The organism is Pseudomonas sp. M47T1, assembly GCF_000263855.1.
GTDB lineage: Bacteria > Pseudomonadota > Gammaproteobacteria > Pseudomonadales > Pseudomonadaceae > Aquipseudomonas.
Genome location: NZ_AJWX01000002.1, coordinates 369,042 through 387,895 on the forward strand (window position 1 = coordinate 369,042; position 18,854 = coordinate 387,895).

General features: G+C 61.6%; 19 protein-coding genes and 1 pseudogene. 11 read left to right on the forward strand and 9 right to left on the reverse strand.

Going from position 1 to position 18,854, the window contains the following annotated elements:
• The first annotated feature begins 149 nt into the window (after positions 1–149).
• From PMM47T1_RS03645 to PMM47T1_RS03680, 8 genes are all read left to right on the forward strand, one after another.
• On the forward strand, positions 150–731 hold the full coding sequence (locus PMM47T1_RS03645) for a TetR/AcrR family transcriptional regulator (protein WP_008365884.1): 582 nt from the start codon (positions 150–152) through the stop codon (positions 729–731).
• Positions 732–812: 81 nt separating this feature from the next.
• Positions 813–1,538 carry a response regulator transcription factor gene (locus PMM47T1_RS03650; RefSeq protein ID WP_008365886.1) on the forward strand — a complete coding sequence of 242 codons (726 nt, stop codon included), beginning with the start codon at positions 813–815 and terminating at the stop codon, positions 1,536–1,538.
• Entirely contained in the window at positions 1,538–2,884 is a 1,347-nt protein-coding gene (locus PMM47T1_RS03655) for a HAMP domain-containing sensor histidine kinase (RefSeq protein WP_008365888.1), read from the forward strand. Before PMM47T1_RS03650 ends, PMM47T1_RS03655 begins: the two co-directional genes overlap by 1 nt.
• Positions 2,885–2,973: 89 nt before the next feature.
• Complete coding sequence (gene cysM, locus PMM47T1_RS03660) at positions 2,974–3,876, forward strand: cysteine synthase CysM (RefSeq protein WP_008365891.1); 903 nt, start codon at positions 2,974–2,976, stop codon at positions 3,874–3,876.
• A complete protein-coding gene (gene rlmD / locus PMM47T1_RS03665; RefSeq protein ID WP_008365892.1) occupies positions 3,876–5,258 on the forward strand; it encodes a 23S rRNA (uracil(1939)-C(5))-methyltransferase RlmD in 1,383 nt (460 codons plus the stop codon). Before cysM ends, rlmD begins: the two co-directional genes overlap by 1 nt.
• A gap of 83 nt (positions 5,259–5,341) precedes the next feature.
• Positions 5,342–7,588 carry a GTP diphosphokinase gene (gene relA, locus PMM47T1_RS03670; protein ID WP_008365894.1) on the forward strand — a complete coding sequence of 749 codons (2,247 nt, stop codon included), beginning with the start codon at positions 5,342–5,344 and terminating at the stop codon, positions 7,586–7,588.
• A gap of 69 nt (positions 7,589–7,657) precedes the next feature.
• Positions 7,658–8,491, forward strand: coding sequence for a nucleoside triphosphate pyrophosphohydrolase (gene mazG / locus PMM47T1_RS03675; RefSeq protein WP_008365895.1), 834 nt, complete (start codon positions 7,658–7,660; stop codon positions 8,489–8,491).
• A 26-nt stretch (positions 8,492–8,517) separates the two neighbouring features.
• Positions 8,518–9,057 carry a DUF2058 domain-containing protein gene (locus PMM47T1_RS03680; RefSeq protein ID WP_008365897.1) on the forward strand — a complete coding sequence of 180 codons (540 nt, stop codon included), beginning with the start codon at positions 8,518–8,520 and terminating at the stop codon, positions 9,055–9,057.
• Between the two features lie 69 nt (positions 9,058–9,126).
• Here the strand turns inward: PMM47T1_RS03680 and PMM47T1_RS03685 are convergent, their stop codons facing one another.
• From PMM47T1_RS03685 to pyrC, 5 genes are all read right to left on the reverse strand, one after another.
• Positions 9,127–9,309: a hypothetical protein gene (locus tag PMM47T1_RS03685; RefSeq protein ID WP_008365899.1), complete on the reverse strand. Its 183-nt coding sequence runs from the start codon at positions 9,307–9,309 to the stop codon at positions 9,127–9,129.
• A gap of 335 nt (positions 9,310–9,644) precedes the next feature.
• A complete protein-coding gene (gene bfr / locus PMM47T1_RS03690; RefSeq protein WP_008365901.1) occupies positions 9,645–10,121 on the reverse strand; it encodes a bacterioferritin in 477 nt (158 codons plus the stop codon).
• A gap of 201 nt (positions 10,122–10,322) precedes the next feature.
• A complete protein-coding gene (locus tag PMM47T1_RS03695) occupies positions 10,323–10,541 on the reverse strand; it encodes a bacterioferritin-associated ferredoxin (protein WP_008365903.1) in 219 nt (72 codons plus the stop codon).
• A gap of 161 nt (positions 10,542–10,702) precedes the next feature.
• Positions 10,703–11,374, reverse strand: a complete 672-nt coding sequence (gene rnt / locus PMM47T1_RS03700) for a ribonuclease T (protein ID WP_008365905.1) — start codon at positions 11,372–11,374, stop codon at positions 10,703–10,705.
• Positions 11,371–12,417, reverse strand: a complete 1,047-nt coding sequence (pyrC, locus tag PMM47T1_RS03705) for a dihydroorotase (protein ID WP_008365907.1) — start codon at positions 12,415–12,417, stop codon at positions 11,371–11,373. Before pyrC ends, rnt begins: the two co-directional genes overlap by 4 nt.
• A 131-nt stretch (positions 12,418–12,548) precedes the next feature.
• On the opposite strand from pyrC, the gene PMM47T1_RS03710 reads away from it, so the two are divergent.
• A complete protein-coding gene (locus tag PMM47T1_RS03710) occupies positions 12,549–13,517 on the forward strand; it encodes a flagellar protein MotY (RefSeq protein ID WP_008365908.1) in 969 nt (322 codons plus the stop codon).
• A 270-nt stretch (positions 13,518–13,787) separates the two neighbouring features.
• Complete coding sequence (locus PMM47T1_RS03715) at positions 13,788–15,005, forward strand: argininosuccinate synthase (protein WP_008365911.1); 1,218 nt, start codon at positions 13,788–13,790, stop codon at positions 15,003–15,005.
• 66 nt (positions 15,006–15,071) lie between these two features.
• Here PMM47T1_RS03715 and PMM47T1_RS30255 read toward each other — a convergent pair whose 3' ends face one another.
• Positions 15,072–15,764, reverse strand: a complete 693-nt coding sequence (locus PMM47T1_RS30255) for a hypothetical protein (RefSeq protein WP_008365913.1) — start codon at positions 15,762–15,764, stop codon at positions 15,072–15,074.
• Positions 15,765–16,354: 590 nt separating this feature from the next.
• On the opposite strand from PMM47T1_RS30255, the gene PMM47T1_RS03725 reads away from it, so the two are divergent.
• On the forward strand, positions 16,355–16,981 hold the full coding sequence (locus PMM47T1_RS03725) for a response regulator transcription factor (RefSeq protein WP_008365915.1): 627 nt from the start codon (positions 16,355–16,357) through the stop codon (positions 16,979–16,981).
• Between the two features lie 56 nt (positions 16,982–17,037).
• On the opposite strand, the gene PMM47T1_RS03730 is transcribed toward PMM47T1_RS03725, so the two are convergent.
• The 3 genes and pseudogenes from PMM47T1_RS03730 to PMM47T1_RS03740 form a co-directional block, all read right to left on the reverse strand.
• Positions 17,038–17,217, reverse strand: coding sequence for a PA3496 family putative envelope integrity protein (locus PMM47T1_RS03730; protein WP_008365916.1), 180 nt, complete (start codon positions 17,215–17,217; stop codon positions 17,038–17,040).
• 107 nt (positions 17,218–17,324) lie between these two features.
• Positions 17,325–17,963 (reverse strand): endonuclease III, encoded by a 639-nt coding sequence (gene nth, locus PMM47T1_RS03735; RefSeq protein ID WP_008365918.1) that lies wholly within the window; start codon positions 17,961–17,963, stop codon positions 17,325–17,327.
• A gap of 31 nt (positions 17,964–17,994) precedes the next feature.
• Positions 17,995–18,816 (reverse strand): annotated as a pseudogene (locus PMM47T1_RS03740) (RnfABCDGE type electron transport complex subunit B); the annotation flags it as partial.
• Positions 18,817–18,854: the final 38 nt, after the last annotated feature.

Genomic DNA, 18,854 nt, shown 5'->3' on the forward strand with positions numbered 1-18,854 from the left:
GGCGATGCATGCCCAATGTTGGGATGATGGGTTATCATGAATCTGAAATAAATTGTTACCTGCCTGCTGTTGTGGTTTCGGGATGTCTTGCCAACTATTCATCCTTTCAGCGTTAAAGTCTGGAGTTTAAAGTGTTGATAAAAACTAGAATGGGTCGGGAAGAAAAACAGCAATATACCCGCGAGAAACTTTTTGAGGCTGCCACCGAGCTTATGGTCAGCAAGGGCTATCATGCGGCCAGCGTTAGCGATATTGCAGAAACCGCCGGCTTTTCCAAAGGCGCGTTCTTTTCCAACTTTGCCAGCAAGGCCGATTTGCTGGTGGCACTTACCCAGCGCTTCAAGGGCGTGGAGATCGATCGCCTGGCCAGTGCGCTGAGCTCAGGCGCCTCGGCTGCCGAGCTCAGCCAAGGGCTTGTGGTTTACATCGACAACCTGAAGAACAACAAGGCCTGCGTGATTCTGGACGTGGAGCTGCAACTGATCGCGGCCCGCGACGAGTCGTTCGCCCGCCACTACCACGACTTGCACCAGCAAAACAGTGAAGCGCTGGGCGAGCTGATCGAGCTGATCTTCAACCACCATGGCAAGCGCGCGCCCATGGAGCGTAGCGTCCTCGCCATGTTGTTCACCGCCTTGTCCGAAGGCTTGGTGCTGCAGGGGCACAGTGATCCGGCCCAGCAGATCAAACTGGTACTGGAAGCCCTGGTGGAGCATGCCGCGCCGCTCTGAATGTTAACCGGACGACGGGCGGTTGCTTGCTGGCAATGGGATCACTGATAATTGGTTATTGATAATTAGTGCCAGATGCCAATGAATCCTGTAAGCAATTGTGTCGGCAATATTCTCGCCATCGAAGACGATCCGGTGCTGGGTGCCTATGTGCATCAGCAACTGGGCCGCTGTGGCTTCCAGGTCACTTGGTGCCAGAACGGCAGCGATGGCCTGGCCTTGGCCCGTGGTGAGGAGTTCGACGTAGTGCTGATGGATATTCTGCTGCCCGGCATGAATGGCCTGGACGTGCTGCAGCACCTGCGTGAGCACTCGGCCACGCCCGTGATACTGATGTCGGCGCTGGGTGCTGAGGCCGACCGCATCACGGGTTTTCGCCGCGGCGCCGATGACTATTTGCCCAAGCCGTTCAGTGTCGACGAATTGCAGGTGCGGGTAGAGGCGATCATGCGCCGGGTGGCCCTGGAGCGTCGCCGTACCCAGCCACCTGCGCGGGGGGAGGCAGCAGCCGATGAGTTGTGCTTTTACGACCAGCATTCCGACATCAGTTTCAGCGGCCGTGCGGGCGGGTTGACCCGCAGCGAGTTCCGCCTGCTGGACACCCTCAACCGCCATGCCGACGAGGTGCTGAGCAAGGCTTTCCTTTATCAGCACGTGCTGCAGCGCGGCTACGTGCAGCATGACCGCAGCCTGGACATGCACATCAGCCAAATCCGTCGAAAGCTCAAGGCCGTGGGCTACTTGGCGCGCGAAGTGCGCACGGTATGGGGCAAGGGCTATGTGTTCAGCGCCAGCGAGGCGCTGTGATGCCCGGCCGTCAGTCGCTGTTCTGGAAACTGGTGGTGCTTTTGATCGGCTTCTGCCTGCTGATGATCTGGTTGAGCTGGTCCTGGGGCCGCTACATGGAAACGCAGAACGCCTTCCTGTCCAGCGAGGCCAAGGCGCTGCTCAGCCACTATGCCGAGGATGCCGAACGGGCCTGGGAGCGGGGCGGCACCGCTGGCGTCGACACTTGGCTGGCCGCCATGGCGCGCCAGGAGCAAGGCTGGATAGGCGTGATCGGTCGTGACCTGCAACCTTTGGGCAGCCGCGAACTGACCGACGCCCAGGCCCAGCGCATGACGTTCCTGCGCGGCCTGGACTGGCCGGTGAGCCGTCGCAGCCTGGGCCTGCCCTGGCTGCGCGTGCCGTTCGCGCACCACCCCCAGGCCGGCAGCCTGGTGATTGAGTTGCCCGAGCGCCTGATGCCTGGCCGCTACGCCTTGCTGTGGCACGTGAGCATCACCGGCATCATCCCCGGGCTGTTCACCTTTCTATTGTGCGTGGGCCTGTACCGCTTGCTGATCGCGCCGCTCAACCGCCTGCGCGAACAGGCCAACGCCTGGCGCGCCGACCCCTTGCAAGGCCGCCTGACCGCCCAGGCCACCAGCCGCGCCGACGAGTTGGGCGAACTGGGCCGCGCCTTCGACCACATGGCCGAGCACCTGCAAAGCACCGTGGCCCTGCAACGCCAGCTATTGCGCGATCTGTCCCATGAGTTGCGCACGCCGCTGAGCCGCCTGCGCGTGGCCAGCGACAGCGAGCAGGACTGCGCGCGCCTGCGTGACCGCGTACAGCGCGAGGTGCAGGGCATGCAGCGCCTGGTCGACGACACCCTGCAACTGGCCTGGCTGGACACCGAACGCAAGGCACCGGCGCTGGAGCCCATCCAGGTGCAGGCGCTGTGGGACATGCTGGTGGAAAATGCGTGTTACGAAAGCGGCTGGCCCGTCAGCCAACTGCACTGCACGGTCAGCGCCGACTGCTGGGTGCAGGGCAACCTCAACGCGTTGGCCCAGGCCCTGGAAAACATTTTGCGCAACGCCATTCGTCATTCGCCGCCCCAGGGCGTGATCAGCCTGCATGCCCGCCGCGAGGGCGACGAGTGGCTGCTGTTGCTGGAGGATCAGGGCGGCGGTGTGGCGGATGGCGATCTTGAACGCATCTTTCATCCTTTTATCCGCCTGGATGGCGCCCGGCCGGGTGACGGCGGTTTTGGCCTGGGCCTGAGCATCGCCCGCAACGCCCTGGCCCGGCAGGGCGGGGCTTTGTGGGCGCAGAACACCGGCGCGGGCCTGCGCCTGAACCTGCGCGTGCCGGCTACTTATAGCTGAATGGAATTAGTGCTGCACTTTGCGTGATATGGCCTCGGGACGTTTGCCGGTATGATAGGCGGCCCCGCAGTCCGGATTGCGAAGACGCCATGACCCTGCAGTACCCAACCATCGCCGATTGCGTCGGCAACACGCCGCTGGTGCGCTTGCAGCGCCTGGCCGGTGAAACCAGCAACATTCTTTTGCTCAAGCTGGAAGGCAATAACCCGGCAGGTTCCGTGAAGGACCGCCCGGCGCTGTCGATGATTACCCGCGCCCAAGCACGTGGGCAGATCCAGCCCGGCGACACCCTGATCGAAGCGACCTCCGGCAACACGGGTATTGCCCTGGCCATGGCGGCTGCAATCAAGGGCTACAAGATGGTCCTGATCATGCCCGACAACTCCACCGCCGAGCGCAAGGCCGCCATGACCGCCTATGGCGCCGAGCTGATCCTGGTGACCAAGGAACAGGGCATGGAAGGCGCCCGCGACCTGGCTGAACGCCTGCAGGCCGAAGGCCGCGGCAAGGTGCTGGACCAGTTTGCCAACGGTGACAACCCCGAGGCCCACTACGTCAGCACCGGCCCGGAAATCTGGCAGCAGACCAACGGCACCATCACCCATTTCGTCAGTTCCATGGGTACCACCGGTACCATCATGGGGACCTCGCGCTATCTCAAGGAGCAGAACCCTGACGTGCAGATCGTCGGCCTGCAGCCGATGGAAGGCTCGGCCATCCCCGGCATCCGCCGCTGGCCCACCCAATACCTGCCCAAAATTTACCAGGCTGACCGCGTTGACCGCATCGTCGACATGGCCCAGGCCGAAGCCGAAGATGTCACACGCCGCCTGGCGCGCGAGGAAGGCATCTTCTGCGGCGTATCCTCGGGCGGTGCCGTGGCGGCCATGCTGCGCTTGTCCCGGGAAGTGGAGAACGCCACCATCGTGGCGATCATCTGCGACCGCGGCGACCGCTACCTGTCCAGCGGCATTTTCGATGCGCCCAACTGATGGCTAAGAAGAATGTCGGCCTGCGCTTTCAGCCAACGGGCGGTCAGCGCGCCGTGCAGGTGCCCACGGGCAAGAAGCAGCGCCTGGATATCGAACGCCTGAGCAACGACGGCCGCGGCATTGCCTTCCTGGAAGGGCGCACCTGGTTCGTGCTGGGCGCCCTGGCCGGCGAGCAGGTAGAAGCACGTGTGCTCAACGCCCACGGCAAGGTGGTGGAGGCACGCACCGAAAAGGTGCTCAAGGCCAGCGCCATGCGCCGTCCCGCCCCCTGCGCCCACGCCGACCGCTGCGGCGGTTGCAGCGTGCAGCACGTGCCGCGCGAAGAACAGTTGGCACTCAAACAGCGCATGCTCGCCGAGCACCTGCAGCGTGCCGGTAACATTGCCCCGCCACAGTGGGATACGCCGCTGACCGGGCCCGAATTCGGCTACCGCCGCCGCGCCCGCGTGGCCGTGCGCTGGGACATCAAGGCGCGCAAACTGGACGTGGGTTTCCGTGCCGCCGCCAGCCAGGACATCGTGGCCATCGTCGATTGCCCGGTGCTGGTACAGCCCTTGCAGCCGATCATGAGCGGTTTGCCCGCCGTGCTTCAGGGCTTGAACAAACCCCAGGCCATCGGCCACGTGGAACTGTTCGCCGGCACCGCGTTGTGCGTGCTGGTGCGCCACACCGCGGCGTTGCCCGAAGCTGACCTGCAAGCCCTGCAAGGGTTCTGCGCCGAGCATGGTGCGCAGTTGTGGTTGCAGGGCGATGGCCAGCCGCAGCCGGTGGACAGCGACGCGGCGCTGGGCTTTGCCCTGGCACCCTGGAACCTGACGCTGGCGTACCGCCCCGGGGACTTCGTGCAGGTCAACGAGGCGGTCAATACCTTGATGGTGGAGCAGGCCCTGGCCTGGCTCGCACCGCAACCCCAGGAGCGGGTTCTGGATCTATTCTGTGGTTTGGGCAACTTTGCCTTGCCACTGGCCACCCGGGTGAAAGAGGTGGTGGCGGTTGAAGGCGTGCAGGCCATGGTGGACCGGGCGGCAGCCAATGCGCTCAGCAACAATCTGCATAACGTAAAGGTTTTTCAGGCCGATTTGTCCCAGCCGCTGGCGGGTTCGGATTGGGCCGCCGGGGGCTTTTCTGCGGTACTCTTGGACCCACCGCGCGACGGTGCTTTCGAGGTGGTCAGGAACATCCCGGCACTGGGTGCCAAGCGATTGGTGTATGTGTCCTGCAACCCGGCAACTTTGGCACGCGACGCGGTCGAATTGATCAAGCAGGGCTACCGGTTAAAACGTGCCGCAATCCTCGATATGTTCCCCCAGACAGCGCATGTCGAGGCGATGGCGTTATTTGAAGCGGACCAGGACGGTCCGTCTAATCCGACTGGTGCTTGAAAGCAGGACCTTCGCCGGCCCAGCGAAGGTCAAAGCCAGCGATCTGTTGATGCGTTAGCAACGCGTCATAGGGAAGGTAAAAGATGGTACAGGTGAGAGCACACCAGCCGATCAACACTGACGGCAGTATCAATCTCGATGCATGGCTCGATCATATTGTCAGCGTCGATCTGGCGCTGGACCGTGAAGCCCTGAAGACGGCCTGCGAGTTCGCCCTGCAGGCCGAACAGCAAGGCAACAAGGCCAAGCATTCGTGGGCCGACGGCACCTCGTGTTTCCAGGCGGGCCTGGAAATCGCTGAAATTCTCGCCGACCTCAAGCTGGACCAGGACACCCTGGTGGCCGCGGTAATCTACCGCGCCGTGCGTGAGGGTCGCGTTACCCTGGCCGACGTGGGCCAGCGCTTCGGTGCGCTGGTGGCCAAGCTGATCGACGGTGTGCTGCGCATGGCCGCCATCAGCGCCAGCCTCAGCCCGCGCCAGTCGCTGGTGCTGGGCAGCCAGGGGCAGGTGGAAAACCTGCGCAAGATGCTGGTGGCCATGGTCGACGACGTGCGCGTGGCGCTGATCAAGCTGGCCGAACGCACCTGCGCCATCCGCGCGGTGAAAAACGCCGACGAAGAGAAGCGCAACCGCGTGGCCCGCGAGGTGTTCGACATCTATGCGCCGCTGGCCCACCGCCTGGGCATCGGCCATATCAAGTGGGAGCTGGAGGACCTGTCCTTCCGTTACCTTGAGCCCGACCAGTACAAACAGATCGCCAAGCTGCTGCACGAGCGGCGGCTGGACCGCGAGCGCTTTATCAGCGACGTGATGACCCAGTTGCAGAACGAACTGCTGGCCACCGGCGTGAAGGCCGACATCAGCGGCCGCGCCAAGCATATCTATTCCATCTGGCGCAAAATGCAGCGCAAGGGCCTGGAGTTCAGCCAGATCTACGACGTGCGCGCCGTGCGCGTGCTGGTGCCGGAAATGCGCGACTGCTACACCGCGCTGGGCATCGTCCACACCCTGTGGCGGCACATTCCCAAGGAGTTCGACGACTACATCGCCAACCCCAAGGAAAACGGCTACCGCTCGCTGCACACCGCCGTGATCGGCCCCGAGGGCAAGGTGCTGGAGGTGCAGATCCGCACCCACGCCATGCACGAAGAGGCCGAGCTGGGCGTGTGCGCGCACTGGCGCTACAAGGGCACTGACGTCAAGTCGGGGTCCAACCACTACGAAGAGAAAATCTCGTGGTTGCGCCAGGTGCTGGAATGGCACGAAGAACTGGGCGACATTGGCGGCCTGGCCGAACAGCTGCGCGTGGACATCGAGCCTGACCGCGTTTACGTGTTCACCCCCGACGGCCACGCCATCGACCTGCCCAAGGGCGCCACCCCGCTGGACTTTGCCTACCGGGTGCACACCGAGATTGGCCACAACTGCCGTGGCGCCAAGATCAACGGCCGCATCGTGCCGCTCAACTACAGCCTGCAGACCGGCGAGCAGGTGGAAATCATCACCAGCAAGCACGGCACGCCGAGTCGCGACTGGCTGAACTCCAACCTGGGCTACGTGACCACCTCGCGGGCCCGGGCCAAGATCGTTCACTGGTTCAAACTGCAGGCGCGCGACCAGAACGTGGCTGCCGGCAAGACCTTGCTGGAGCGTGAGCTGAGTCGCCTGGGCCTGCCCCAGGTGGACTTCGAGCAGTTGGCCGAAAAAGCCAACCACAAGACCGCCGAGGACATGTTCGCAGCCCTTGGCGCGGGCGACCTGCGCCTGGCACACCTGGTCAACATGGCCCAGCAACTGGTGGAGCCGGAGCGCGGCAACGAGCAACTGGAACTGATACCGCGCAAGTCCAGCACCGGTTACAAACCGGGCAAGCGTGGCGATATCCAGATCCAGGGCGTGGGCAACCTGATGACGCAAATGGCCGGCTGCTGCCAGCCATTGCCGGGCGACGCCATTGTTGGCTACATCACCCAGGGCCGCGGCGTCAGCATTCACCGCCAGGACTGCGCCTCGGTGCTGCAACTGTCGGGTCGCGAGCCTGAGCGCATCATCCAGGTCAGCTGGGGCCCGGTGCCGGTGCTCACCTACCCGGTGGACATCATCATCCGTGCCTACGACCGTTCCGGCTTGTTGCGTGACGTGTCCCAGGTGCTGCTCAACGAGCGCATCAACGTGCTGGCGGTGAATACCCGGTCGAACAAGGAAGACAATACCGCGCTGATGTCGCTGACCATCGAGATCCCCGGCCTGGACGCCCTGGGGCGCTTGCTGGGGCGCATCTCGCAGTTACCTAACATCATCGAGACCCGCCGTAACCGTACGCCTTGAGGCGTAGCTGCAAGCTGCAAGCCGAGCGCGTACTGCTTGCAGCTTGAAGCTGCGACCCAAAGGAGCCCCATGTATCAACTCAAAGATTTGCTGAGCCTCATGGCCCGCCTGCGTGACCCGCAATACGGTTGCCCGTGGGACATCAAGCAGACCTACGCCACCATCGTCCCCTATACGCTGGAAGAGGCCTACGAAGTCGCCGACGCCATCGAACGCAGCGATTTCGAGCACTTGCAGGGCGAGCTGGGCGACCTGCTGTTCCAAGTGGTGTACTACAGCCAACTGGCCCGCGAGGAAGGGCGGTTCGAGTTCGATGGTGTGGTCGACAGCATCACCCGCAAACTGATCCGTCGCCACCCCCATGTGTTCCCCACGGGTGACCTCTACGCGCCCCTGGACACCCCGCGCTTGACCGAAGAACAGGTCAAGCATCGCTGGGAAGAGATCAAGGCCCAGGAGCGCGCCGAGAAGGCCAAGGCCCCGGAACAGTTGTCTCTGCTCGATGACGTTCCCCAGGCCTTGCCGGCCTTGGCCCGATCGGCCAAGCTGCAAAAGCGCGCCGCTGGCGTTGGCTTTGACTGGCCCGCCGCGCTACCGGTGCTGGACAAGGTGCGCGAAGAACTGGACGAAGTGCTGGAAGCCATGGCCGGCGATGACAAGGACGCGGTGGCCGAGGAGATCGGCGACCTGCTGTTCAGCGTGGTCAACCTGGCCCGTCACCTCAAGGTCGATCCGGAAAACGCCCTGCGTGGCGCCAACGGTAAATTCGACAGGCGCTTCCGTTTTATCGAACAGGCATTGCGCGACACCCACCGTCCCATTGAAGATTGCACCCTCGACGAATTGGACGCCCTGTGGGGTGAAGCCAAACGCCAGGAAAAGAACCTGCCCAGCTGTGGCTGAGCCCGTTGCATAAGTGAGCACGTACCATGAGCCTTTCCCTTCGTGACCAATTGCTGAAAGCCGGTCTGGTCAACCATAAGCAGGTCAAGCAAGTCAGCAAGACCCAGCAGAAACAGAAACGCCTGGAGCAAAAAGGCCAGGTGGAAGTCGATGACACCCAGCAGCGCCTGGCCCAGGAAGCGATGGCCGAGAAGGTCAAGCGCGACCAGGAGCTCAATCGCCAGCAGCAGGAAAAGGCCGAGCAGAAGGCCCGTGCCGCCCAGGTCAAGCAATTGATCGAAGTGTCGCGCCTGCCCAAGCTGACCACCGAGGACTACTACAACTTCGTCGACGACAAGAAGGTCAAGCGCCTGTCGGTCAACGCCTTGATGCGCGCCAAGCTCAGCTCCGGCTCGCTGTCCATCGTGCACCACAACGGTGGTTACGAGGTGATTCCTCGCGAAGCCGCCCTGAAGATTCAGGAGCGCGCACCGGAGCGTATCGTGCTGCTCAACGTGGTGACCGAAGAGCCGGACGCGGATGACCCGTACGCGGCGTACGTGATCCCTGATGACCTGATGTGGTAACGCCGCTGTAAAACAAAACCCCGCCTAGGCGGGGTTTTTTGTTGAAGGCAGAAAAGAGGTAACCATGAATTATTGCTGGAAGCGCTGCGCTTCGAGGTTTTCCAGCTCGGCCTTATAGCTGTGGGCGTCGTTCTCGTTGTGGAACATGCCGACCAGCAGGTCTTGTTGATACACGTCCCAGATACGGATGCCAGCGGCGAGGCCTTCGTGGGACATATGTGAATCGTCGCGTTCGGTTACTTTTACAGTCATTTGAAAGCTCCAATTTCTCAAGTTCTGCAGCAAGGCTCTGCAGGACTCTTTTATAGAATTTGGTAGCTTCCTAAGTAAATACCTAATTTTTGCAACGATTTCTTGCGAGAACTGCACGAATGGCCGAAAGGCCCGTGCTTGGCGGCCTGCGGCGGTTTGTCGCACCTTGTGCAAGCATCATGAAAGTATCTTCATCTTCCCATTCGGAACTCATTTTCCGTGTGGCCGATTAAACGCCAAGGCTGCGGGGCCGCCGGCCTGATGGTGGCAATTCGTGTTGTCCATGAAAAAGCCCCGCGGGTGTTTGCCGGCGGGGCTGTTGGGGCAGGGCAGGATTACTCGTCGTCGCCCATGCTCGACTGCAGGTAGTTCTCCAGGCTGACCTTGTCGATCAGGCCCAGCTGGGTCTCCAGCCAGTCGATGTGCTCTTCCTGGTCTTCCAGAATGTCTTCCAGCATGTCGCGGCTGCCGTAGTCACCGGTGGTTTCGCAGTGGGCGATGGCGGCCTTGATGTCGGTGTGCGCCTTGCGCTCGATCTTCAGGTCGCATTCCAGCATTTCGCGGGTGTGCTCGCCGATCAGGATCTTGCCCAGTTCTTGCAGGTTGGGAATGCCTTCGAGGAACAGGATACGCTTGATCAGTTTGTCAGCGTCCTTCATCGCCTGGATGGATTCCTTGTACTCGTGCTTGCCCAGCTTGTTCAGGCCCCAGTCTTCATACATGCGGGCATGAAGGAAGTATTGGTTGATGGCGATGAGCTCGTTACCGAGGATCTTGTTGAGATGCTGGATGACGCTGATATCGCCTTTCATGATGGGGTCCTGTCCTGGTTGAAGTATGCCAATGACAGAAGTTTGAGCCCGACAACTTCCGCTGTCAAACCTAAGTTATTGAATAATATATGAAAATTAATCGGAATAAGAATGTTTGAGTTCTGCATCCACGGCGTAACTGATTGAATTAAAGGCATAAAAAAACCGGACACGAGGTCCGGTTCTTCAAAATGCGTTATTTCAGGCGGCGGTAAATTCTACTGGATAGGGCAGAGCGGCCTGGGTGGCTTGCAGTTCGGTGAGGGTTTCGCGTACCACCTGCTTGGCCAGGCAGGCACATTTGCCGCATTGGCTGGCCACGCCCAGGGTCTGGCGGACGTCCTTGTAGCTGCAGCATCCTTCATAGATCGCGTCACGGATCTGACCGTCGGTCACACCTTGGCAGAGGCAAACATACATAGGGTACACACCGTCGCTGTGTCTTCTTGATCCGGTGAGACTAATCGTAATGAGAATGCTTGTCAAAACAACTTCGTTCTATAAATGATGAGGAGCGATGAGCGGTAGTGCACACATGAAAACGGCGCCCGAAGGCGCCGTTGGCGAAGCTCACGCATCGATCAATGATCGAAATCTTCCCAGCCGCCCATTTCCTTCCAGCGGTTGACGATGCCGCAGAATAGCTCGGCGGTCTTTTCGGTGTCGTAGCGCGCCGAGTGAGCCTCACGGCCATCGAAGTCGATGTCGGCGGCCTGGCAGGCCTTGGCCAGCACGGTCTGGCCGTAGGCCAGGCCCGCCAGCGTGGCGGTGTCGAAGCTGGAGAAGGGGTGGAACGGGTTGCGCTTGAGGTCATTGCGCGCCACGGCGGCGTTCAGGAACCCCAGGTCGAAACTGGCGTTGTGGCCCACCAGCACCGCACGCTTGCAACCGTTGGACTTCAACGATTTGCGAATGCTGCGGAAGATCTCGGTCAGCGCCGACTCTTCGCTTACCGCCATGCGCAGCGGGTGGTCCAGCTTGATGCCGGTAAACTCCAGGGCGGCCGGTTCGATGTTGGCGCCTTCGAACGGTTCCACGCGGAAGAACAGCGTGTGCTCGGGGTACAGGAAGCCCATCTCGTCCATGCCGATGATGGTGGCGGCAATTTCCAGCAGCGCGTCGGTGGCGCTGTTGAAGCCACCGGTCTCGACATCGACCACTACCGGCAGGTAACCGCGAAAACGCGCCGCCATGGGGTGGCGCGAAGCGCTGCTGCCGTTGTCCTGGTCTTCGTCGAACTGATCTTCACTCACGCGTTTTGCTCCAGCAGGCGCCAGCGCAGTTTTTCACCGGCGCGCAGCGGGATAACGGACAACTCGCCGAAGGGCAGGTTGGCCGGGGCGGTCCACTCTTCGCGGACCAGGGTGATGCGGTCGGTGTTCACCGGCAGGCCGTAGAACGCCGGGCCGTGCAGGCTGGCAAAGCCTTCGAGCTTGTCCAGGGCATTGCGCTGTTCGAACGCCTCGGCGTACAACTCGATCGCCGCATAGGCGGTGTAGCAGCCCGCGCAGCCGCAGGCGGCTTCCTTGGCGTGCTGGGCATGGGGCGCCGAGTCGGTGCCCAGGAAGAACTTGCTGCTGCCACTGGTGGCCGCGTCCAGCAACGCCACCTGGTGGGTGTTGCGCTTGAGGATTGGCAGGCAGTAGAAGTGCGGGCGAATGCCGCCCACCAGCATGTGGTTGCGGTTGTACAGCAGGTGGTGCGCGGTGATGGTGGCCGCCACGTTGGCCGAGGCCTCGTTGACGAACTGCACGGCATCACCGGTGGTGATGTGCTCGAACACGACTTTCAGGCTCGGGAAGCGTTCCACCACACGGCGCATGTGCTCGTCGATGAACTGCTTCTCGCGGTCGAACACGTCGACTTCGCCACGGGTCACTTCACCGTGCACCAGCAGCGGCATGCCGGCTTCGGCCATGGCTTCCAGTACCGGGAAGATCTTGTCGATGCTGGTCACGCCGGAATCGGAGTTGGTGGTGGCTCCGGCCGGGTACAGCTTGGCGGCGTGGACAAAACCGCTGGCCTTGGCCGCATGAATGTCGGCAGGGGTGGTCAGGTCGGTGAGGTACAGCACCATCAGGGGCTCGAAACGGCTGCCGGCCGGGCGCGCGGCCAGGATGCGCTGACGGTAGGCGTCGGCTTCCTGGGCGTTGCGAACGGGTGGTACCAGGTTAGGCATGATGATTGCGCGGCCAAAGGTGCGCGCGACGTCGCCGACGGTATGGGGCAGCACGGCGCCATCGCGAAGATGGATGTGCCAGTCATCGGGACGCAGGAGGGTCAGGCGGTCGGACATTGGGGGGATTCCAGGCGGTTCGAACTCGGGGGAATGCTACCGCAAATGGCCGATGCAGGCACTCGCTATCAAGTTTTCAGACAGCTGACCGATAGCCCGGAGGTATGCCGTACAAATCTGTGGAGCCTCCCGTGCGCCAGCGTTATCTTGCCTTGCTCAGTATGTTTGCCACCTTGCCTGCGATGGCCATCACTTTCCAGACCCGCCTGGAGAGCGTCGAGTGGAAGGTTGAAGGCGATCAGTTCGAGTGCCGCCTGGTCCAGCCGATCACCGATTTCGGTGCCGGCGAATTCGTCCAGCGCGCGGGCGAGGGCGCGGTGTTCAGCCTCAAATCCACCAGCCTGCTGCTGGGCCATGGCTCGGCGACTTTGCTGGCGGCGGCTGCGCCCTGGCAGCCGGGGCGTGGCGACATCAACCTGGGCTCGGTGCGCATGGGCGGTGGCGGCACGTTGTTCAGCACCTCCCAGGGCCAGGCCAGCCGTTTGATCGGCGGCCTGATCGAGGGTCGCAGTACGGTCATCCGCACTATTTCCGGAGAAACCGGACGGCCCACCGAAGTGCGCGTGCTGCCGGTGCGGTTCAACCAGGGCTACAGCGATTTCCAGGCGTGCACCACCAAGCTGCTGCCAATGAACTTTGATCAGGTCAGCCGTACCCAGGTGGGTTTCCCTGGGGGTGGGGCAGATCTGGATGCGGCCGACAAGCGCCGCCTGGATACGATACTGGCATATATGAAAGCCGACCCCTCGGTGAACCATGTCGAGCTCGACGGCCATTCCGACAACAGTGGCAACCGCCTGACCAACCGTGACATGTCCCGTCGCCGTGCGTTGGCGGTATTGGATTACCTCAAGGCTGCGGGCGTGCCGGAGACCGACATGGTCATGCGTTTCCATGGCGAGCAGTACCCGGTGGCGCCGAACACCAACGCGGCCAACCGTGCGCTGAACCGCCGGGTGAATATCCAGCTGTCGCGGGTGGCTGCGTCAGACAAGCCGGCAGTGCCTGCCGAAGCCGCGCAAAAGGCGGCGGTGCCAGCGTCCCAGCAGGCGCCTGCCCAGCCAGGACCGGCGCAGCCCAAGCCGCCAGCGCAGTTGTAGTGCCGGTTGCGACCACTCCCGTAGCAGCAACTGTCTTTGTGGGAGCGGGTAGCTGGCGAAGGCTGCGTTTTGCGGCGCGGTGTGTCAGGCACTGCGCGGTGCCTTTGCCGCGCCCTGCGGCCGCTGCTACAGGTGCTGGGGCGTAGAGAGTAGGGTCGCCGGGGTGAAACTTATTGTCGCTTCATCGTCATTTGCTGTCGCGCCTCTGTAATTTTGCGGGTTTGAACGGTAGACTAATCGGCTTTCCGTACAACCCCGTGGAGTGATGGCATGGCGGACGTAAACAAGGTCGTTCTGGCGTATTCCGGCGGCCTGGACACTTCGGTGATCCTCAAGTGGCTGCAGGACACTTATAACTGCGAAGTGGTGACCTTCACCGCAGACCTGGGTCAAGGCGAGGAAGTAGAGCCGGCCCGCGCCAAGGCGCAAGCCATGGGCGTCAAAGAGATCTACATCGACGACCTGCGCGAAGAATTCGTGCGTGACTTCGTGTTCCCGATGTTCCGCGCCAACACCGTCTACGAAGGCGAGTACCTGCTGGGTACTTCCATCGCTCGCCCGCTGATCGCCAAGCGCCTGATCGAAATCGCCAACGAAACCGGCGCCGACGCCATTTCCCATGGCGCCACCGGCAAGGGCAACGACCAGGTGCGTTTCGAGCTGGGTGCCTACGCCCTCAAGCCAGGCGTGAAAGTCATCGCCCCTTGGCGTGAATGGGACCTGCTGTCGCGCGAGAAGCTGATGGACTACGCCGAGAAGCACGCGATCCCGATCGAGCGCCACGGCAAGAAGAAGTCCCCGTACTCGATGGACGCCAACCTGCTGCACATCTCCTATGAAGGCGGTGTGCTGGAAGACACCTGGACCGAGCACGAAGAAGACATGTGGCGTTGGACCGTCTCGCCAGAGAACGCACCCGACACCGCCCAATACTTGGAACTGACCTACCGCAACGGTGACATCGTCGCCCTGGACGGCGTGGAAATGTCCCCGGCTACCGTGCTGGCTACCCTGAACAAGATCGGCGGCGCCCACGGCATCGGCCGCCTGGACATCGTCGAGAACCGTTACGTGGGCATGAAGTCCCGTGGCTGCTACGAGACCCCAGGCGGCACCATCATGCTGCGCGCTCACCGGGCCATCGAGTCCATTACCCTGGACCGTGAAGTGGCTCACCTCAAAGACGAGCTGATGCCCAAGTACGCCAGCCTCATCTACACCGGCTACTGGTGGAGCCCTGAGCGCCTGATGCTGCAACAGATGATCGACGCCTCCCAGGTCAACGTGAACGGCGTCGTGCGCCTGAAGCTGTACAAGGGCAACGTCATCGTCACCGGCCGCAAGTCCGACGACTCGCTGTTCGACGCCAACATCGCCACCTTCGAAGAAGACGGCGGCGCGTACAACCAGGCTGACGCAGCGGGCTTCATCAAGCTCAACGCACTGCGCATGCGCATCGCAGCCAACAAGGGTCGCAAGCTGTTCTGATTGCCCCCTGGTTAACCCACGAAGCCCCGGCCTGCCCGGGGCTTTGTGCGTTTAGGTGCCTGCCTTTCATGGCTCGCCGGCTATCGGCCGGCCAGGTGCGCTGGCCAGCCGCCGGGTCAGGGTGGTGAGCGCCGCTTCGTCCAGGTCATAGGCACTGATGACGCAATCGGTACCGCCCTCGAATGCCTGGCTCAACACCTGGGTCAGCAGTTGGCTGACAGGGCTGCGCAGTTGTGGCGTGCGATACAGGATGATCAGGTGCCGGTCCGGCCCCTGGTTAGGCTTCAGGATTTCGTTGACCGTGCTGCCCAGCTGTTCGTCGCAAGCGAAGTGCTGGCAATCAAGGATATACAGCGCCCTGGATTCAACCATGCGCTCCTGGCGCGGCGCAGCCCCGGGCGGCGCCTGGGCATGGCTTGCCGCCGAGGGCTCGGTGGCCGCCTCGGGGGGCGGTGCCAGGTCATCGGGTTTGGCTGCGGCCGTATTGCAGGGGGGCGCGGCACCGCCTTTGGCGATCTGGAGGAAATCACCTTCGTTGCTGAAATCGGAAGGCGAATACAGCACTTTGTAATTGAAGTTGAGTGTTACAAAAAACAGCAGGGTCAGGAATGGCGGGAAGCCGATCAGGAACCAGGTGTACAAGTCCTGGCTATCGTCCTTGAGAAATGGCAACGACGCCAGTGCTGAGGCTTCGACGATGGCTGCGAATATGGCAATGATCGTCAGGGGGTTCTTGGTATGCGCGGGCGGGCTGGACATCGAAACTCCTTGGCGCGGCCTGTTCATAAGCCGGCATCTGTCATTGGAATATTAGAGTTTCTGTGGCGAGGGCTATCCGATGCATAGTTATTTTTGTTTGCGGATATGACAGCTGTCAGCGTTGTACGGTGCCTGCGGGGGAACCCCTTTCCTGTCCGAAGGGCCCGGGGCGCAGGCGTTGCGGGAGGCTTTGCAGGTTCTGACAGTTGTACGGTTATTTACAGCTGGATATAAAGAGTACAGAGGCCTTGGCGGGACTTTGCCAGCAGAATGTAATGACTGGCAGGCGAAAGAGTGTGCGTGAAGAGTTCGACACAGGTTGACTGGCTTGTAAGTAAATACTCAATTGCTGTGGATAATTCAATGTGCAATGCTCTTTGTCGTCATATATTTATCAATGTAGGGCTACCAATTGTCGGAAAAATCTGGAGGGAACTTCAAGGAGTGAGGTTTTCTGTAGGAAATGTCTCTCTTGGCTGTAGGTTTTGTCTTTGCTGCTAGGTGGCTGGCGGCGATGCAATGCAAAGAGCCAGACGACTAGGCTATTGTGCGGGCTCTAAAAATTCGAACAGCGAAAATTGGATTTGCCCATGAATAAAGTGCTGATCGTGGATGATCACCCTGTCGTTCGCCTGGCGGTGCGCATGCTGATGGAGCGCCATTGCTACGAGGTGATCGGCGAGACGGACAATGGCGTGGACGCCTTGCAACTGGCTCGTGAGCATGAACCTGACATCGTCATACTCGATATTGCCATTCCCAAGCTCGATGGCCTGGAGGTAATCGCGCGCCTTTCCAGTGAAAAGCGTTCGTGCAAGGTGCTGGTCCTGACCTCGCAGGCGCCCGGGCATTTTTCCCTGCGCTGCATGCAGACTGGCGCTGCCGGTTACGTGTGCAAGCAGCAGGAACTCACCGAACTGCTCAGTGCCATCAAGGCGGTATTGTCCGGCTACAGCTATTTTCCCAACCAGGCATTGCACTCGGTGCGTTCAAGCCTGGGCAATGCGTCGGAGGCGCAGATGATCGAACGCCTGTCGGGGCGCGAAATGATGGTGTTGCAGCAGTTGGCCCGGGGCAAGAGCAACAAGGAGATCGCCGACGGCATGTTCCTGAGCAACAAGACGGTCAGCACTTACAAGACCCGCTTGCTGCTCAAGCTCAATGCCCGTTCGCTGGTGGACCTGATCGAGCTGGCGCAGCGAAATGGTTTGGCTTAAGGGCCACCGCAGCCTTCGGCAGCGGCTACAAGGCCGGTGCTCGAAGGGGAAAGGGGCTACAGGTCGAAATCGTAGTCGGCCAGCTGCTTTTGCAGGCGGCGTTCTTCCAGCAGGTTATCAATGGTACGGCGCTTGTTGAGATTGGTTTTTGCCACCTCTACCGGGGCATCTGCTTCTTCGTTGTCGACAGGGGCAAACTCGTCTTCCACATCCAGTTCTTCTTTACCGGTGCTCATACAGTCAACTCCAGGCTTGGAATGCCATTGGCGCACCTTATATCGGTAATTTTGCAGCACGTAAAAAAGATTTTTTCAATCGGCTTATGGATTTTTTCAATAGCCGATCAATCGTCGGACGTTTTGTGCTTGTAATCACACAGGTCTTCGATACGGCAACTGCCGCATCGCGGCTTGCGCGCCTGGCACACGTAACGGCCGTGCAGGATCAGCCAGTGGTGGGAATCGAGCAGATATTGGCGTGGCACGAACTTGAGCAGGTTCTTTTCCACCTCGATCACATTTTTCCCCGGGGCGATGCCGGTGCGGTTGCTGACTCGGAAAATATGCGTGTCCACGGCCATGGTGAGCTGGCGGAACGCGGTGTTGAGCACCACGTTGGCCGTCTTGCGGCCAACGCCTGGCAAGGCCTCAAGTGATTCGCGGTCTTGTGGCACTTCGCCGCCATGCAGTTCCACCAGCATGCGGCAGGCTTCGATCACGTTGCGCGCCTTGCTGTTGTACAGGCCGATGGTCTTGATGTATTCGGACAACCCTTCCACGCCCAGTGCGTAGATCGCGGCTGGGGTATTGGCCACCGGGTACAGCCTGGCGGTGGCCTTGTTGACGCCCACGTCGGTGGACTGGGCCGACAGAATCACGGCAATCAGCAACTCGAACGGTGAGCTGTAGGCCAGTTCGGTCTTGGGTTCGGGATTGTCTTCATGCAGCCGGCGGAATATTTCCCGACGTTTGACGTTGTTCATCGATCACGGTGTCCAGGGTGGCAAGGGGTCATGGCTGGCCGCGTAGCAGGCTCGCCAAGTGCGCCTCGGCCTGCCTGGCTTCGGCGTCCAGGGCATGCAGGCGTTCGAACTGTTCCAGCGTAGGCGGCGTGGTGTAGGCCCGCAGGGTTTTGCTCCACTGTGCACGGCTCATGGCGGCGGCTATCTTGGCCTGTTTGAGCTGTGCGTCGGCATTGGCCGCCTTTTGCGCCTTGACCCGTGCCAGGGCCGCCTGCACGGGGTCGGACGGCGCCGCGGCCGGGGCAGGCGTGGCAACCACAGCGACCGGCCGCCGGCTTTCGCGCAGCGCTACCTGGCGCGCCAGCCGTGCGCTGCGGTTTTCGAAGCGCCGGCGCGCGCGGTCGCGCTTGAGCGAGCGGGCTTGGCGCTGAACCTCGCTGGTGGCCAGGCCGCCGACAATCGCCACGGTGACGCCGGCCGGCAGCGGTCGCAATTCGATGCAATCAACCGGGCACGGTGCCACGCACAGGTCGCAGCCGGTGCATTCGTCAACGATGACGCTGTGCATCTGTTTGGCTGCGCCGAGGATGGCGTCTACCGGGCAGGCCTGTATGCACTTGGTGCAACCGATGCACTCGGCTTCGCGGATAAAGGCCACTTGCGCCGGGGCGCTGCCGCGGCTGGTGTCCAGTGCAATCACCGGAACCTGCAGCAGGTTGGCCAGGGCGCCCAGGGTTTCCGTGCCGCCTGGCGGGCATTTGTTGATGTCTTCGCCTGTTGCAATGCCCTTGGCATACGGCAGGCAGCCGCCATGGCCGCATTTGCCACACTGGGTCTGGGGCAGCAGGGCGTCGATGCGTTGAATCAGGCTCATCTTTGGGTCCGCAGTGCAGGAACAATTGCGGGAGCTGG

What these genes read in the sequence shown, in the direction of transcription:
- PMM47T1_RS03645 (WP_008365884.1), top strand. Translation starts at nt 150, where the DNA reads ATGGGTCGGGAAGAAAAACAGCAATATACCCGCGAGAAACTTTTTGAG.
- PMM47T1_RS03650 (WP_008365886.1), top strand. Translation starts at nt 813, where the DNA reads ATGAATCCTGTAAGCAATTGTGTCGGCAATATTCTCGCCATCGAAGAC.
- PMM47T1_RS03655 (WP_008365888.1), top strand. Translation starts at nt 1,538, where the DNA reads ATGCCCGGCCGTCAGTCGCTGTTCTGGAAACTGGTGGTGCTTTTGATC.
- cysM (WP_008365891.1), top strand. Translation starts at nt 2,974, where the DNA reads ATGACCCTGCAGTACCCAACCATCGCCGATTGCGTCGGCAACACGCCG.
- rlmD (WP_008365892.1), top strand. Translation starts at nt 3,876, where the DNA reads ATGGCTAAGAAGAATGTCGGCCTGCGCTTTCAGCCAACGGGCGGTCAG.
- relA (WP_008365894.1), top strand. Translation starts at nt 5,342, where the DNA reads ATGGTACAGGTGAGAGCACACCAGCCGATCAACACTGACGGCAGTATC.
- mazG (WP_008365895.1), top strand. Translation starts at nt 7,658, where the DNA reads ATGTATCAACTCAAAGATTTGCTGAGCCTCATGGCCCGCCTGCGTGAC.
- PMM47T1_RS03680 (WP_008365897.1), top strand. Translation starts at nt 8,518, where the DNA reads ATGAGCCTTTCCCTTCGTGACCAATTGCTGAAAGCCGGTCTGGTCAAC.
- PMM47T1_RS03685 (WP_008365899.1), bottom strand. Translation starts at nt 9,309, where the DNA reads ATGACTGTAAAAGTAACCGAACGCGACGATTCACATATGTCCCACGAA.
- bfr (WP_008365901.1), bottom strand. Translation starts at nt 10,121, where the DNA reads ATGAAAGGCGATATCAGCGTCATCCAGCATCTCAACAAGATCCTCGGT.
- PMM47T1_RS03695 (WP_008365903.1), bottom strand. Translation starts at nt 10,541, where the DNA reads ATGTATGTTTGCCTCTGCCAAGGTGTGACCGACGGTCAGATCCGTGAC.
- pyrC (WP_008365907.1), bottom strand. Translation starts at nt 12,417, where the DNA reads ATGTCCGACCGCCTGACCCTCCTGCGTCCCGATGACTGGCACATCCAT.
- PMM47T1_RS03715 (WP_008365911.1), top strand. Translation starts at nt 13,788, where the DNA reads ATGGCGGACGTAAACAAGGTCGTTCTGGCGTATTCCGGCGGCCTGGAC.
- PMM47T1_RS30255 (WP_008365913.1), bottom strand. Translation starts at nt 15,764, where the DNA reads ATGTCCAGCCCGCCCGCGCATACCAAGAACCCCCTGACGATCATTGCC.
- PMM47T1_RS03725 (WP_008365915.1), top strand. Translation starts at nt 16,355, where the DNA reads ATGAATAAAGTGCTGATCGTGGATGATCACCCTGTCGTTCGCCTGGCG.
- PMM47T1_RS03730 (WP_008365916.1), bottom strand. Translation starts at nt 17,217, where the DNA reads ATGAGCACCGGTAAAGAAGAACTGGATGTGGAAGACGAGTTTGCCCCT.
- nth (WP_008365918.1), bottom strand. Translation starts at nt 17,963, where the DNA reads ATGAACAACGTCAAACGTCGGGAAATATTCCGCCGGCTGCATGAAGAC.